The 15,517-nt window shown below is 64.4% G+C and carries 14 protein-coding genes; 7 read left to right on the plus strand and 7 right to left on the minus strand.

Going from position 1 to position 15,517, the window contains the following annotated elements; translation table 11 throughout:
- Positions 1 to 151 precede the first annotated feature (151 nt).
- The 5 genes from ACHEXL_RS08740 to bchO all read left to right on the plus strand — a co-directional run bounded on the left by ACHEXL_RS08740 (position 152) and on the right by bchO (position 5,894).
- On the plus strand, positions 152 to 742 hold the full coding sequence (locus ACHEXL_RS08740) for an NnrU family protein (RefSeq protein ID WP_416558943.1): 591 nt from the start codon (positions 152 to 154) through the stop codon (positions 740 to 742).
- 13 nt (positions 743 to 755) lie between these two features.
- On the plus strand, positions 756 to 2,018 hold the full coding sequence (locus ACHEXL_RS08745; protein WP_416558944.1) for a Coenzyme F420 hydrogenase/dehydrogenase, beta subunit C-terminal domain: 1,263 nt from the start codon (positions 756 to 758) through the stop codon (positions 2,016 to 2,018).
- Between the two features lie 65 nt (positions 2,019 to 2,083).
- Positions 2,084 to 3,109 (plus strand): magnesium chelatase ATPase subunit I, encoded by a 1,026-nt coding sequence (gene bchI / locus ACHEXL_RS08750; protein WP_416558945.1) that lies wholly within the window; start codon positions 2,084 to 2,086, stop codon positions 3,107 to 3,109.
- Positions 3,110 to 3,122: 13 nt separating this feature from the next.
- Positions 3,123 to 5,000, plus strand: coding sequence for a magnesium chelatase subunit D (locus tag ACHEXL_RS08755; RefSeq protein WP_416558946.1), 1,878 nt, complete (start codon positions 3,123 to 3,125; stop codon positions 4,998 to 5,000).
- 6 nt (positions 5,001 to 5,006) lie between these two features.
- Positions 5,007 to 5,894, plus strand: a complete 888-nt coding sequence (gene bchO, locus ACHEXL_RS08760; RefSeq protein ID WP_416558947.1) for an alpha/beta fold hydrolase BchO — start codon at positions 5,007 to 5,009, stop codon at positions 5,892 to 5,894.
- Positions 5,895 to 5,928: 34 nt separating this feature from the next.
- Here bchO and ACHEXL_RS08765 read toward each other — a convergent pair whose 3' ends face one another.
- From ACHEXL_RS08765 to ACHEXL_RS08795, 7 genes are all read right to left on the minus strand, one after another.
- Positions 5,929 to 6,762, minus strand: coding sequence for a cobalamin B12-binding domain-containing protein (locus tag ACHEXL_RS08765; RefSeq protein WP_416558948.1), 834 nt, complete (start codon positions 6,760 to 6,762; stop codon positions 5,929 to 5,931).
- A gap of 263 nt (positions 6,763 to 7,025) precedes the next feature.
- The gene (locus ACHEXL_RS08770; protein WP_416558949.1) at positions 7,026 to 7,520 is read right to left on the minus strand and encodes a TspO/MBR family protein; all 495 of its coding nucleotides are present in this window, start codon (positions 7,518 to 7,520) and stop codon (positions 7,026 to 7,028) included.
- 58 nt (positions 7,521 to 7,578) lie between these two features.
- Positions 7,579 to 8,787, minus strand: coding sequence for a geranylgeranyl diphosphate reductase (locus ACHEXL_RS08775; protein ID WP_416558950.1), 1,209 nt, complete (start codon positions 8,785 to 8,787; stop codon positions 7,579 to 7,581).
- A complete protein-coding gene (locus ACHEXL_RS08780; RefSeq protein ID WP_416558951.1) occupies positions 8,784 to 10,145 on the minus strand; it encodes a BCD family MFS transporter in 1,362 nt (453 codons plus the stop codon). The genes ACHEXL_RS08775 and ACHEXL_RS08780 overlap by 4 nt, the downstream gene beginning before the upstream one ends.
- Entirely contained in the window at positions 10,142 to 11,077 is a 936-nt protein-coding gene (gene chlG, locus ACHEXL_RS08785) for a chlorophyll synthase ChlG (protein ID WP_416558952.1), read from the minus strand. Before chlG ends, ACHEXL_RS08780 begins: the two co-directional genes overlap by 4 nt.
- 73 nt (positions 11,078 to 11,150) lie before the next feature.
- Positions 11,151 to 12,539, minus strand: coding sequence for a transcriptional regulator PpsR (gene ppsR / locus ACHEXL_RS08790; protein ID WP_416558953.1), 1,389 nt, complete (start codon positions 12,537 to 12,539; stop codon positions 11,151 to 11,153).
- A gap of 130 nt (positions 12,540 to 12,669) precedes the next feature.
- Positions 12,670 to 13,476 carry a cobalamin B12-binding domain-containing protein gene (locus ACHEXL_RS08795; RefSeq protein ID WP_416558954.1) on the minus strand — a complete coding sequence of 269 codons (807 nt, stop codon included), beginning with the start codon at positions 13,474 to 13,476 and terminating at the stop codon, positions 12,670 to 12,672.
- Between the two features lie 245 nt (positions 13,477 to 13,721).
- Between ACHEXL_RS08795 and bchF the strand changes: the two genes are divergently transcribed.
- Positions 13,722 to 14,237: a 2-vinyl bacteriochlorophyllide hydratase gene (gene bchF, locus ACHEXL_RS08800; RefSeq protein WP_416558955.1), complete on the plus strand. Its 516-nt coding sequence runs from the start codon at positions 13,722 to 13,724 to the stop codon at positions 14,235 to 14,237.
- Positions 14,234 to 15,514, plus strand: coding sequence for a ferredoxin:protochlorophyllide reductase (ATP-dependent) subunit N (locus tag ACHEXL_RS08805; protein ID WP_416558956.1), 1,281 nt, complete (start codon positions 14,234 to 14,236; stop codon positions 15,512 to 15,514). The genes bchF and ACHEXL_RS08805 overlap by 4 nt, the downstream gene beginning before the upstream one ends.
- Positions 15,515 to 15,517 lie beyond the last annotated feature (3 nt).

Consider the following 15,517-nt stretch of genomic DNA (forward strand, 5'->3'; position numbering starts at 1 on the left):
TCATTGTGCGCCAGAACAGTCACCTTGTCATTCCGGGCTTGATACTTGAGCAAAACACACAGGAAAGCCCTGCTTTTTGAATGTCAACCGCTGTGGACACACCCATGTCAGAATGCGGCACCATCCCACCCTGAACTGCAAAGGTTTTGACATGCTGCAACTGCTCATCGGCCTGGTCCTGTTTTTAGGCATCCACTCGCTGCAAAGCCTGGCACCGCAAGTGCGCCAGAACGCCATCGCCCGTTGGGGTGCGCTGGGTTTCAAAGCGGTTTATGCGGCTGTGTCTTTGTTGGGGCTTTATTTGTTGGTTCAAGGCTATGGCCAAGCGCGCCTCGACCCGGTCGCGCTGTGGACGCCGCCTCGCGGCATGCAACACGCCACCATCTTGCTGATGTGGGTGGCCATGGTCTTGCTGGTGGCCACCTACGTGCCCGGCAACCAGATCAAAGCCAAACTGCGCCACCCCATGACCTTGTCGGTCAAGGTCTGGGCGCTGGGGCATTTGCTCTCCAACGGCAACCTGGCAGATGTGCTCTTGTTCGGGGGTTTTCTGGTCTGGTCGGTGCTGGTGTTCCGCGCCGCCCGCCAGCGCGATCGCCTGAGCATGCACACTGCTCCCGAGGGCAAACTGCTCGGGACTTTGCTGGCCGTGGTGGTGGGCACCGGGGTGTGGGCCGCCTTCCTGATGGGCGGTTTGCACCTCTGGTTGGTGGGCGTGATGCCTTTCACCCGCGCTGGCTGACCTCCAAGCGCCCGTGCAGCAGGCACACCCCATCGCCGCGTCGGCCGACGCGGCCCCAGCCCGCAAGCTGTGCACCGACTGCGGCCTCTCGCGCACAAACGACCCAAAGCGCTGCGGCCAAGCATGCCAGTTCATCCAGCCCGATTACCCGAGCCTTGAGCGCCGCGTGCACGGCCGTGTGCGCCAACAGGGCACCTCGGCGCAACAAGCCCAGCACGATGAGTTGTTCTTTGGGCCTTACCAACAGATCCTGAGCGCACGCCTGGACCCGCCCACCCAAGGCGCACAGTGGACCGGCATCACCACCCGCTTGGCCGAAGTGCTGCTCGAAAAAGGCCTGGTCGACGCCGTGATCGCCATGGCCGCCGACCCCAACGACCGCTGGCGCCCGCGCCCGGTACTGGTCACCCGCGCCCAGGACATGGCGCAGTGCAGAGGCATGCGCATGGGCTACGCGCCGCTGCTGAGCCTGGTGGAACCCGCGCTCGCGCGAGGCCACAAGCGCTTGGCGGTCATCGGCATCCCGTGCCAGATTTACGCCTTACGCGTCATTCAGCCGCAGCTCGAACGCGAGCAAGGTCTGGAGCAGCTCTATGTCATTGGCACACCGTGCTCCGACAACACCACCACCGAAAACTTCCACCAGTTTTTGGGCCTGATTTCGGACCGGCCGCAAGACATCAGCTATGTGGAGTTCCGCGCCGATTACAAGGTCGAGGTGCGCACCGACCAGGGCGAGCAACGCCTGATCCCGTTTTTGAACCTGCCGCTGTCCACCTTGCCGCCCGACTTTTTCCCGCTGACCTGCCGCACCTGCGTGGACTACACCAATGTGCTGGCCGACATCACCGTGGGCTACATGGGCGGGCACGGCCAGCAGTGGTTGCTGGTGCGCAACGCGCGCGGGCAAGCGGTGCTGGCCGGCATTCAGGCGCAACTGGTCACCAGCGCCCCCATCAGCCGAGGCAAAAGGGATGGCCCGGTGCGCGGCTTCATGGCCAACACCGAGCGCGCCGCTGGGGGCCTGCCGCTGCGGCGCATGCCCGCCTGGATCAAACCCCTGGTCAATTGGCTCATGCCCCGGGTCGCGCCGCGGGGCCTGGAGTTTGCGCGCGCCCGGGTCGAAATGAAGGCCATCGAGTCCATCCTGCACCTGCGCCGCGAAGCGCCAGCGCGCATCAAAAACATGCTGCCGCAGCACGTTTGGGATTTGGCGGCGCGTTATGGCCTGAAACCTGAGTCTGACAAAGTGGACACCTCTGCGAACAAACTGTAAATTTAACTTGACACTTTGCCGCGTCTTTTGGATGATGGGCCGAGAACAGTTTTGCGGAACGCCCCATGGCATTGACCTTCCCTTTTGCGGCCATCGTTGGTCAAGATGAAATGACACTCGCCATCCAGGTGGTGGCGGTCGACCCCTCGATCGGTGGCGTGCTGGTCTTGGGCGACCGGGGCACCGGCAAATCCACCGCCGTGCGCGCCCTGGCCGACCTGCTGCCCCCGATTTCGGTCGTCAAAGGCTGCCCCTACCGCTGCGACCCGGCCAAGCCCGCAGGCGCCTGCCCGGTGTGCCAAGCACGCGATCCCAAAGCCAAAGTTGCGACCGAACGCCAACCCGTGGCCGTGGTCGACCTGCCTTTAGGCGCGACCGAAGACCGCGTGGTCGGCGCGCTCGATCTGGAAAAAGCCCTGTCGCAAGGCGTGAAGTCTTTCGCGCCCGGCCTGCTGGCCCAGGCGCACCGGGGCTTTTTGTACATCGACGAAGTCAACCTGCTGGACGACCACCTGGTGGACCTGCTGATCGACGTGGCCGCCTCGGGCGAAAACCTGGTCGAGCGCGAAGGCCTGAGCGTGCGCCACCCCGCCCGCTTTGTGCTGGTGGGCAGCGGCAACCCCGAAGAAGGCGAGCTGCGCCCGCAACTGCTGGACCGCTTTGGCCTGTCGGTACAAGTGCGCACGCCGCAAGACCTGGCGCTGCGCGTGAGCATCATCAAACGCCGCGACGCCTTCGACAAAGACCCCGCCGCCTTCAAGGCGCTGTGGCACAAGGACAACCAAAAGCTGCAAAAACACATCCTCAAAGCGCGTGAGCTGCTCGACGAAGTGCAGGTCAGCGACGACATGCTGATGCTGTGCGCCCGCCTGTGCCAACAGCTGGGCACCGACGGCCTGCGCGCCGAGCTCACGCTGCTGCGCGCCACCCGGGCGTACGCCGCGCTGCAAGGCCACAAGGCGGTGAAAGCCGAACACCTGCAAAGCATGGCCCCGCTGGCACTGCGCCACCGCCTGCGCCGCAACCCGCTGGACGACACCGACTCGGGCGCGCGCGTGCAGCGCAGCTTGCAAGAAGTGCTGGCCGCCTGAATTGGCTGCACGCATGGCCCACGACAACACGCAGCCCAAGGCATCCTTTGACCCGCTGGAGCGCTGGAACGATGCGCTGACGGCGCTGCAGCTGCTGCAACTCGACCCCTTTGGCTTTGGCGGTGTGTGCCTGCGCGCGCCACACGGCCCGGTGCGCGAGCGCTGGCTCCAAGCGCTGGCGGGGCTGGGCATCGGCTTGGTCAAAGTGCCCGGCTCGGTGGACAGCGAGCGGCTGCTGGGCGGCATCGACCTGGCCCACACCCTGCAAACCGGGCAGTTGCACAGCCAAGCGGGCTTGCTGCAACAAGCCGACCAAGGCTTGGTCTGCCTGCCCATGGCCGAACGCCTGTCGCCCGCCCTGATCGCGCCTTTGGTGCAAGCGCTGGAACAAGGCCAAGTGCCCCCCACCCGCCATAGCGCAGCCCTCACACCCACCCGCTTTGGCGTGGTCGCGCTCGACGAATCCCTGACCGATGAACCCGGCGTGGGCGCGGCCTTGGCCGAGCGCCTTGGCGTGTGGCTGGACCTGCACGAACTCTCGCCCAGCGACATCCACGCGGCATGGCAGGACAACAGCGAATCGGAGGGCCTGCAGATTCGCCTGAGCCCCGGCGCTTTGGCCCGCGCACGCGAGCAGCTACCGCAAGTGCAAGCGAGCAATGAGCACATGCAAGCGCTGTGCGCCGCCGCTTGGGGCCTGGGCATTGGCTCCTTGCGCGTGCCCAGCCTGGCGCTGCGCGTGGCCTGCGGCCATGCGGCGCTGAACGGGCGCAGTACGCTGGATGCCGACGACCTGGGCTTTGCCGCACGCTGCGTGCTGGCCCCCCGCGCCACGCAGTGGCCAGCCGAGCCGTCTGCGCAAGAGGCCGAGCCCGCGCCACAGGAAGACGCCACACCGCCGCCAGAGTCGCCTGAACCCCCAGAAAATTCTTGTGAAGCACCTGAGAACGACGCTGAAAAAGACAAGGACCCGGACACGGCTCCACCACCCGAACAGAACACTGAACCGAGTGCCGAAGACCTGCAAGAGATGATGGTCGCAGCGGCCTTGGCCAGCTTGCCGCCACACATGCTCGACGCGCTCATGACACGCCAAGGCGCGGCCAGCCACAACACCTCGGGCCGCAGCGGCCAAACCCGCGCGGGGTCGCAACGCGGCCGCCCCCTGCCCCCACGCCCGGGCCGCCCCGGCGGTCAGGCGCGCCTGCATGTGCTGGCCACCTTGCGCGCCGCCGCGCCCAAGCAGCGTCTACGGCAGACGCACAGCACCGGCCGGGTGGCCATCCGCGCCGAAGACTTCCACATCCAGCGCTACCAACAACGCGCCTCCAGCTGCCTGATCCTCGCGCTCGACGCCTCAGGCTCCACCGCACTCCAGCGCCTGGCCGAGGCCAAAGGCGCGGTCGAATTGTTGCTGCAGCAGTCCTATGCCCGGCGCGACAGCGTGTGCATCGTGGCCTTTCGCGGCGCGCAGGCGCAGCTGCTCTTGCCCATGACGCGCTCGCTGGTGCGCGCCAAACGCGGCATGACGGGATTGCCCGGTGGCGGCGGCACGCCCCTGGCGCTGGCCCTCAAAATGGCGCACGAACAAGCGGCGCAACTGCAGCGTCAAGGCGTCACGCCCATCTTGGTGGTGCTGAGCGACGGCCGCGCCAACGTGACGTTGCAAGGCCTAGGCGGCCGCGCCCAAGCGCAACTGGACGCGCAAAGCTGGGGCCAGCAGTGGCGCGCCAGCGGCCACCGCGCCTTGTGGATCGACACCTCGATGCACCCCGACGCGCAAGCCCAGCAACTGGCGACCACCATGGGCGCGAGCTACCTGCCCATGCCGCAGGTGCAGTCCCAGCGCATGGCGCACGCCATCGAACGCGTGCGCAACCCCTGCGCATGAACCGCCATGTTTGAAAGTTTTTACCCCGGGATGGCCTGGGACGAACACCGGAGCCACTGGCCCCATGCGCAGCACAGCCGCTTTGTGCAGGCGGGCGGCATTCAATGGCATGTGCAGCAACTGGGCCAAGGCCCGTGCATGCTGCTGCTGCACGGCACCGGCTCGGGCAACTTCAGCTGGCGCGGCTTGTTGCCCACTTTGGCCGAGCACTTCACCGTGGTCGCGCCCGACCTGCCCGGCCACGCCTTCACCAGCCGAGGCCCCGAGGGCGCGCTGTCGCTGCCCGGCATGGCCGAGGGCTTGCGGGCCTTGATGCTGCAACTGCGACTCACGCCGCAGGTCATCGTGGGCCACTCGGCGGGCGCCGCCATTGCCGCGCACATGGCGCTGCACTTTGACAGCGCCTCGCGCAGCACCTTGATCGGCCTGAACCCGGCCTGGCTGCCGCTGCCGGGCGTGGCGTCGTGGTTGTTCGGCCCGGCGGCCAAGCTGGCCGCGCTAAACCCGCTGTCGGCCTGGGCCACCGCCAAGCTGGCAGCCAAGCCCGGCGCGGTGGCCGAATGGCTGGCGCGCACCGGCTCCACGCTGGACGCGACAGGCATCGATCTCTACACCCGCGTGCTCAGCGACTCGGGCCATGTGCACGGCGTGCTGTCGATGATGGCGGCCTGGCGGCTCAAACCCCTGGCTGCGCGCCTGCACGAGATCCGCAACCCCGTGTTCATGCACATCGGCGCACAAGACCAAACCGTGCCCCCCGCCTTGGCCAACGAAGCCTGCCAGCGCTTGCCGCAAGCCCGCCAGCACATTCAGCCCGGGCTAGGCCATTTGGCGCATGAACAGGACCCGCAGGGCACGGCCGAGCACATCCTGCGCTGGTGCACTCCTCGTTGAGCAGGGCATGCAAAGCAGCGACCGCTGGCGCAGTTCAGCGGGCGCGGACCAGGTGTTTGACGGCGCCCACAGCTTCTCGCGCATCCGTGAAGATGGCGTCAGCACCCAGCTCATGCGGGTCGAACGTCCGGATCATGAAAATCGGCCCCCCCAGCACCACACGAACCTTCGGGTTGCCCGAGCTTTCGCGCAAATGCCCAATCAAGGTCGGCAAGGCCTGCAGCTGTGCCTCCAGGGCCACCGAAATGCCCACCACATCAAACCATTCATTGGCCACGGCCCGCAGCAGCTCTGACTCGGTCGAGGAAATCTCCAGCACCACCTCGGATCCGGCCTGGCGGAAAAAGTCGGCCACGATGGTCAAGCCCAAAAAATGCTGGGAACCCGGCGCACAGGCAAGCATGATCCGCTCACTCTCACCTTCGACACTGGGTCCGGCAGGGGACTCGTAGCCCAGTCGGTAGATCATCTGGTGCATCAAGGCCAAACCACAGGTGACCTGGGTGAAGTCACACAGGTCTTGATCCCACAAGACCCCCAGGTAGCGAGCGGCGGGGGTGATCAGTTCCAGAAAAATCCGGTCATGTGCCAACCCTCTGGCCATCAGGGCGTCCACCACTTGGTTGGCTTTCAGGCCATTGCCACTCAGACAGTGCTGGGTGAATGCCGCGAACTCGGGCTGTTCGCCCGCTGGCAGCTGCTCGCGCAGAGCCTTAGCCTTGGCGGGGAAAAATTGCTGCACATTGAGCAATCGGGGAATGATCTGCTTTTCGATCACCGCCAGCAAGGATTCCTTGCAATCCTCTGGCAGGTTGTGGGTCCGTTTCAAACCATTCGATTGACCACCCAAGCCATTGAACTCAGACATGCGCGTTCCTTGCAGCACGAGCGTGTCACCCTGGGGGAAGGTAAAAACCGGGGCGTCGATTCGCCAGCAACATAGCATGCCGGTTCGCAGCTGCAGATTGCTTTATAAATTCTTGGCCACGATGCAACAAGCCTGAGAAACCCTAGCCTGGGTATGACGAGACGGCCATCCCATGAATACAAAAATTCTCACCTTGACAGCCAGAACCGTCTCTTTCAATCAACCCTTTTGGAAACACGGACAAACACGCACGTCAGGCCATGTCATGACCCCAGCCCCATAAAAGGCCCATTGAGCTGCACGGTTTGCCAATTCAGCACGGCGGCAATACTCACCCAGACCCAGTAAGTGATGAGCAACAAACTCGCCCAGCGCGACAGACGCCACAGCCCCACGATCAGGGCCAGGATGGACAGCCACAGCAACACCACTTCGTACAGGGCCCAGTCAGGGCGCTGCAGTTTGAAGTACAGCGCACTCCACAGGATATTGAGCAGCGCGTTCGCGCCAAACAGCCCCGCCACGCGCCGACGCAAAGCGGCGGTGTCGGCCGCCTGCCAGGCCAACCAGCCGCTGATCGCGCACAAGCTGAAGATCGTGGTCCAGATGACCCCGAACGCGGCATCAGGGGGCTTCCAGGCCGGGTGCTTGAGCGCGAAGTACCACGGCCCCAATTCGGTCAAGGCCGCGCCAATGCCCGCCGTGGCATAGCTCAGCGCAAAGGCCACCGCCAAACGGGTCCAAGCAGATTTGTTCATGAGCGGTATTGTCCCCAGATCCCAGCTGCGGGTCCGGTGTGCCAACGCACCCAGGGCATCACGTTCGTGCCAGGCCCAGCAGATGGGCCATGTCCTTGAGGAAGATGCGCACATGGGCCATCGGGTCCTTGCGTGCGAGTTCCTTGTTCATATAAGACTCAAACGTCAGGCGCTGCACGTCACGGTCTTCGCAGATCTTGACGAACTTTTCGCGGCGGCGGTCGTTCTGGTACCAGAAGTACTGCATCACGCCCAAGATCCAGAACACCCGACCGTGCTGCTTCATGAAGCTCTTGCGGCCTTGTTTCAGGCAAGCGCTGTTGCCGGTTTTCAGGGCCTGGTTCGCCGCCTGGGCCACGCGACGGGCGCAGTCCATGGCGTAGTAAATGCCTTCGCCCGACGATGGGGCGACCACACCCGCCGCATCGCCCGCCACGATCACGTCGCGGCCGTTGTCCCATTGGGGCAGCGGCTTGAGCGGAATCGGCGCACCTTCGCGGCGCAAAGTGGGCGCATGGGTCAGACCCGCAATTTCACGCAAACGCGCCGTGGCGCTGCGCAGCGAATAGCCTTTGTCGGCGCTGCCCATGCCCACGCTCATGGTCTTGCCGTGCGGGAACACCCAGCCGTAAAAGTCGGGCGAGACCTCACCCTGGTAGTAAACATCGCAGCGCGCCGCGTCATAGCCGGGCTGACCCACGGGCGCTTCGATGATCTCGTGGTACGCGAACACATACTTGGTTTTGTGCGCATTGGGAATGGCTTGGCGCGCGACTTCCGAGCGGGCACCGTCAGCCCCCACCACCATGCGGGTGGACACCCTCACCGGATGGGCATGCTCGGCGGCAGCATGCTCTTTGGGCGTGACCGGGGTGTAGTGGACCCACAACATGCCGCTGTCGTCGTGCTGCAACTTGTCAAAGATCGCCTGGCAACGCACCGCACCCGACTGGGCGGCGCGTTCACGCAAATACTCGTCGAACTCGTCGCGGTCGACCATGCCGACAAATCCGTTGTCGATCGGAATGTCCACTTTGTTGTCGGCGGGCGAGATCATGCGGGCGCAGCGCACCTTGGCCACCAGCAGGTGGTCAGGAATATCGAAGTCCTGGATCAGGCGCGGCGGGATCGCGCCGCCACAAGGCTTGGTGCGGCCCTGGCGGTCCAGGAGCAACACGCGCCATCCCTGGCGCACCAAATCGTGTGCGGCGGTGGCTCCCGAAGGCCCGCCCCCCACCACGACGAAGTCGTAATCGGTCTGGTTCATGAGCTTGACCCACCTTTCAGCAATACGGGACCATCCAAACGCAAACGCTGGCGCTGTGCAGGCCCGGCGCGCAGGCGCGAAGCCACCGCGGCCGACACCGCAAACATGAGCGCCTGCATGCCAAACACGGCGGCATAGGCCGTGCGCTGTTCACCCAACACGGCGTGGGCCAGATCGCTGGCTGCGGTGCCGAGCAATCCCCCCAAACCAAAGGCCGCCGCCTGCGCCGCGCCCCACAAACCCATGCGCGTGCCTTCGCGGCCCGGGCCACCTTCACCCGCCAGTCGCATCATGGTGGCAATCGCCGCGATCGAGAACGCGCCATTGGCCACCCCCAGAAACACCACATTGGCCTTGAGCGGCCAATCGACCGACACGGCCGAGCTGACCAGACCCAGCGTGGCCAGCGCCGACACCAGACAGCCGCCGACCATCCAGGCCTGCACCGAGCCCAGGCGCCCCGCCACCCAGCGCGAACCGGCCCCGGCCACCGCCAGCATGCCGATCAGCACGCCCATGTGGTGCCAGCCCGACAGCTGCGTGGTCTGCCCCGGCGTGAAGCCGTGCACCGCGCCCGCGAAAGGCTCCAGAATCAGGTCCTGTGCGCTGTAGGCCAGCATGGACATGAACACAAACACGGTGAAGGTGCGCGCCGCAGGCTCGGCCCAGACCTCTTGAAAAGCCTCTTTGAAATTCTGTTTTTGAAGGCGTTCGGTGCTCGGTGCCACGACCGTGGCGGGGTCGCCGTCTTTTTCCAGGCCCCACAAACACAGCGCCGTGATGCAGGCCGTGAGCAGACTCAGGCCCGCCGAGACATGCAGCAGCACCTGCGGGCTGTAGGGGTCGATCAACTTGCCCACCACCCCGGCCGTGACGGCGAAGCCCACAATCATCATCAGCCACACGGTGGTGGCCGCGGGCGCGCGGCGCTCGTCGGGCACCCGCTTGGCCATCAGCGCCAGCAGCGAAGTGCCGCAGGCGCTCACGCCCAAGCCAATCAGGCTGAAAGACAGCCAGGCCAGCAGTGCGCCATAAAACGGCTGCGTGGCCATCCACACCGTGGCCCAGGCGGCCATCACGCCACCCACGCCCAGCACGAGCATGCCGCCCATCATCCAGGGCGTGCTGCGCCGCCCCTTGTCTGACCCGAAACCCATGCGCGGTCGCACCATTTGCACCGCGTAATGCCAGGCCACCAAAAAGCCGGGCAGCAAAGCCGGCAGCGCCAGCTCAACCACCATGATGCGGTTGAGCGTGGACGTGGTCACCACCACCACCGCGCCCAGACAGGCCTGGATCAGCCCCAGGCGGATGATCTGGAACCAGCCAAACACGGCAGCGTTCATGGGTGTGTTCATGCAAGCCCCACGCTTGCTTGCAGCAGGCTCAACTGGCGCAGACCCCAGGCGCTGACCATCATGCCGCTGACGAACAGCGGCACGCCAAAGGCCGAGACGTGCAAGGCGCGGTCAATCGGTTGACGCAAGAATTTGAGCATCAAGGGCAGCTGCAAGACCGCCAAAGCCAAGACAGCCGCCGAATGCCAGGGCAGCTGCCAATAAGCCAACAACAGGGTCACCGCCAGCTGCGGTACCAGCATGAAAACGCAGGCCATGCGCGCCGCGCCGCGCGCACCCAGCTGCACCGGCAGCGAGGCCACGCCCATGCGGCGGTCGCCCTCAATGGCCTTGAAATCGTTGAGCGTCATGATGCCGTGTGCCCCCACGCTGTAGAGCAGCGCCAGCGCCACCGAATGCGGGCCGGGCCAGGCCCCGCCCTGCATGACCGCCGTGCCCGTCAGCCAGGCCAGTCCTTCGTAACTCAGGGCGCAGGCCGCGTTGCCCCACCAGCCGTTGTTTTTCAGGCGCACGGGCGGCGCGCTGTAGGCCCACGACAAGGCAATGGCCAAGCTGCAAGCCGCAAAACCCCAAGGCCCCATGAGCGTGGCCCAGACCAGCGACAGCCCTGTCCAGGCGATGGCAATGCCCAAACCCCAGCGCCCGGGCATACGGCCCGAGGGGATGGGGCGGTTCGGTTCGTTGATGGCGTCCACATGCCGGTCAAACCAGTCGTTCACCGCCTGGCTGCTCGCGCACACCAATGGGCCAGTCAGCACCAGACCCAGCAGCAGCAACGCCCAGTTCGTGCTCAATGCCTGACCAGAGGCCACCACCCCGCAGGCAAAGGCCCACATGGGCGGAAACCAGGTGATCGGTTTGAGGAACTCCGCCACCGTGCCCAGCGCAGGCCGCGTGCATGGGGGTGTCAGAGCGAGTGGCGGGGTGTCCATGCCCCCATTGTGAAGAGAGTTTCCAAAATGTCAATCAAGATTGACACTTATCGTCAACTAAAAGTGACAACATTCAAGGATTGTCGGCTTCAGCCTCGGCCACCATGCCAAATCGGCGCAGTTTGACGTACAGGCTTTGGCGCGACAAACCCAGCATTTCCGCCGCCGAGGCGCGGTTGTTGTGCGTCAGCTCCAGCGCGGCCTCGATGCACATGCGCTCGATGGTGTCCACCGTCTCGCCCACAATGTCCTTGATGGGGCGACGTCCCACCAGCTGGGACAAATCGGCAAATGGGTTGATGTGGCTTTGCGCCACAGACGCCCCACCTTGCAGGCGGCGGTCCATGTCGCGCACGAAAAAGGCGTACATCGGCTCGGGCCGGCTCAGGCACACCGCCGACACCTCGACCGGCAAGGTCATGCCCGACAAAGTGCGCACCTCGGTCGCGAAATTGCGCACCGGCAACTGCTGGCGCAAGCTGGTGTTGAGCACGCCCCAGTCCACCGCGCCACGCTGCAGCCAGCGCTCCAGGTTCTGGCCCACCACTTGCGAGGAGGCGGTCAGGCCCAGCAAGGCCATGCCCTCTTCGTTGACGCTTTTGATTGTGCCCGAGGTGTCGGTCAGCAGCCAGCCGTCCGGAAAGCGTTCCATGGCCTCGCTGAGTGCAGCCGACGACCCAGCCTCATGCAAGGGGGCCGCAACAGCGTCGCGAGTGACCAGGCGCACCAGAAACTGCGCCCCGCCCTCCTGGCGAAACACCGTGGCCGACACCGTCCAGGCGGAGGGCAGCCCCGCCACTCGGGCCGAGCACATCTCGATACGACCCGTGGCCAAGGCCATGCGCAGCAAAGACTGCACTTCGCCTTGGCTGTCGGCCTCAAAACATTCACGCACGTCGCGACCCACAAGGCGTTTGCCCGCATCCTTGAGCAGGGACTGCGCGCCCACATTGGCCTCCAGCACGCGCTGGGTGCTGGCGTCCACCATCAGCACCGCTTCGGAGGACGTGTCAAACAGCACGCGGTAACGCGCCTCGATGTGGCGAAGGCGCAAATAGTCCCGCTCCATCGACTGCTGAGTTTCGACCAAGCGGCGCTGCAGCTCGGCCAGGCTTTCCAGGTCGCGGCCCAGGGCCAGCAATTTGCTGCCGCCCAGCGGCAAAAGCACATATTGCAGGGCCACCTCGTTCCCCAAAGGGGACAGGTGGTTAACATGCCGCCAGCGCATGAAGTCGGGTGTGCCCTTGGACTGGAGCATTTCCTGAATTTTGATGCGACTTTCGGTGGTGACGGTGTCGATCCAGCGACGCCCGACCCAGGCTTGGCAGCCGAGTGTGGCCAAGGTGTCGCGCCCAGTGGAGACATCCTCGACCACCCCTTGCAGGTCCATGACCAAGGTGACGTCGGACACCACACCCAGCAACTGGGACAAAGTGGAGGGGTCCAATGAGGGAAGCTTCATGCTGTAAACCAACTGCGTTTGAGTATCAGGAAGTTGACACTTGAATTTGTCATACAAGTATAGGCTGATATAAGCAGAAAAACGCTTGGCCTTGCGGTTTCAATGTATTTAAACGCACACACAGGGCCCGTCAGCTCACGCTCACAGCCGCGTCCGACATAGCTTGCGTGATGCGCGTCACTGTGGTGGGCGCGTCTTCTGCGAGCACCTGGGCAGCCAGGCCTTGCAGGCGCTCAGGGGCCACAAATGCCATTGGTCCACCGACAAACACCCGCAAGCTCAGGTTGTCCGAGTTGTCACGCAACTGCGGCAAAAGCGTCCTCAGAGTCTCCAGATGCCGGTCGGTGCTCACCGAGATGCCTGCCGCATCAAACCAGTCCGACTGAAACAAGCGCTTGAATTCCGCCACATCTTGGGGCACGCCCACGGTCACCGTCCAGCCGGCGCGCTTGAAAAATTCGCTGAGCATGAACAAGCCCATGCTGTGCTGGGCCCCAGGCTCGGTCAGCAAAAGCAGGCTCAGGCCATTGCGCTGACGCGGCGCTTCCTGCAGGAACTCGCTGCTGAAGTCGTGCAGCAGCTGCTGCAAGTGGGCCGACGCGATGGTGGTCATGGCGAAATCGAGCCGGTCGGCGCTCCACCACTCGCCCAGCAAGCGGGCGCAGGGCGTGATGCCTTGCAGGTAAATGTCTTCCAGCGACTGCCCCTGGCGCTGCCAGCCGAACACCACCTGGCGCGCCGCATCCAGGCCCTGCAGACAAGCTTGCGCCAGGATCTGGATTTGCGCCATGTCGAGCGCCGACTTGCCGGCAAAAGTGGTGCCCCCTACCAGGCGAGGGCCCACAGGCGCGCCCTGCCGCAAGGCTTCGGGCCAGTGGTGCGTCAGTCCGGGGCCGGAGGGCGGGGACTGCGAGTTTTCGAGATTGAATTGAGCCATGACAAGCACCGATCATCAGAGGGATACACCAGCGGCAGGCTCCTGGGGATCGGAGTGCTCGTCGCAAGAGTTGCATTGAGCAGGGCATCGGAATGCCCCTACAAAACACAAGCTTGAGTGTGAGTGGGTTGGGAATTCTTGTATTCAGTGTAAACCCTTGTATTCGCAAATATTGTCAATTTATGTTGACACACTGTATGTCCAGACTTACATTCATCCCAAGCCCCCACCCAACCAGGTCTTCCATGCCCGCTTCGTCCTCCCAGGTTTTGTACACGCCAGCGCAGCGCGCCCGGCGTGACGCGACCGCCTGGACGCTGGTGCAAGGCGTACTGGCCCCGGTGCAGTTCCTGATCTTCGGCATCAGTGTGTATTTGGTGATCAACAGCTTGCACACCGGTGAGCACACCCACTGGGCCTTGGCCTCGGTGGTGCTCAAGACTGTGGTGCTCTACGCCATCATGGTCACGGGCGCCATCTGGGAAAAAGTCGTCTTCGGCCAGTACCTGTTCGCTCCGGCCTTCTATTGGGAAGACGTGGTCAGCATGGGGGTCATGGCCCTGCACACCGCCTATGTCTGGGCTTGGTGGCAAGGCGCCTGGAGCGCCAACGATTTGCTGTGGCTGGCCTTGGCCGCGTACGGCAGCTACGCCATCAACGCCGCGCAATACATCCGCAAGCTGCGCATGGCGCGGCTGCAAAAACAAACCCCTTCATCTTCCACTTCCATGCCCGACACGGGTGCACAGGCCAGCACATGAGCACCGTCATCCCCATTCGCGCTGAGACTTCTGGCTGCACCGACGTGGTGCCCCTGGTCGAACGCGGCCAACGCGAAGTGTTTTGTGGCCTGACCGGTATCATCTGGCTGCACCGAAAGATCCAGGACGCGTTCTTTCTGGTGGTGGGCTCACGCACCTGCGCCCACCTGATCCAGTCGGCCGCGGGCGTGATGATTTTTGCCGAGCCCCGCTTTGGCACCGCCATCATCGACGAGCGCGATTTGGCGGGCCTGGCTGATGTCCACGAAGAACTCGACCGTGTGGTCGGCCAGTTGCTGGCGCGCCGCCCCGACATCCGATTGTTGTTTTTGGTGGGCTCTTGCCCATCTGAAGTCATCAAGCTGGATTTATCGCGCGCCGCCGAGCGCCAAAACCAGATCCACCACCCCAAGGTGCGCGTGCTCAACTACTCGGGCAGCGGTATCGAAACCACCTTCACCCAAGGCGAAGACGCTTGCCTGGCGGCCATGGTTCCTGGTTTGCCGACTAGCGCTGACACAGCCCCCGCCCTGATGGTGGTCGGCACCCTGGCCGATGTGGTCGAAGACCAGATGCGCAGCCTGTTCGATCGCATGGATTTGCAGGTCAGTTTCTTTCCACCGCGCAACAGCCAGGCCATGCCGGTGGTCGGCCCGAACACCCGCTACTTGTTGGCCCAACCCTTCTTGGCCGACACCGCCCGCGCCCTGCAGTCGCGCGGTGCGCAGCATTTGGCCGCGCCCTTTCCACTCGGCGTCGAAGGCACCACCGCCTGGCTGCAAGCGGCCGCCACCGCGTTTGGCGTTGCCCATGAGGTGTTTGAACAAGCCACCGCCGCCCCGCGCCAGCGCGCCGAAAAAGCCCTGGCCTTGCAACGCCAGATGCTGCAAGGCCAACGCATCTTTTTCTTCCCCGACTCGCAGCTCGAAATCCCGCTGGCGCGCTTTGTCCACCGCGAACTGGGCATGGATTTGGTGGAAGTGGGCACGCCCTATTTACACCGCCAGCACATGGCCGCCGAACTGGCGCTCATCCCCACAGGCACCCGCATCAGTGAAGGCCAGGACGTGGACCTGCAGCTCGACCGCTGCATCGCCGATGCCCCCGATCTGGTGGTCTGCGGCCTCGGTTTGGCCAACCCTTTGGAGGCTCAAGGCATCACCACCAAGTGGGCCATCGAGTTGGTCTTCACCCCCATCCAGGGCTACGAACAAGCTGCCGATTTGGCCGGTCTGTTCAGCCGCCCGCTCAAGCGCCGCCTGAAGCTGGCCGCCTGAAAG

Origin of the sequence: Limnohabitans sp. YIMB22184 (assembly GCF_048020265.1) — a bacterium.
In the GTDB taxonomy this organism is placed as follows: domain Bacteria; phylum Pseudomonadota; class Gammaproteobacteria; order Burkholderiales; family Burkholderiaceae_C; genus Limnohabitans_A.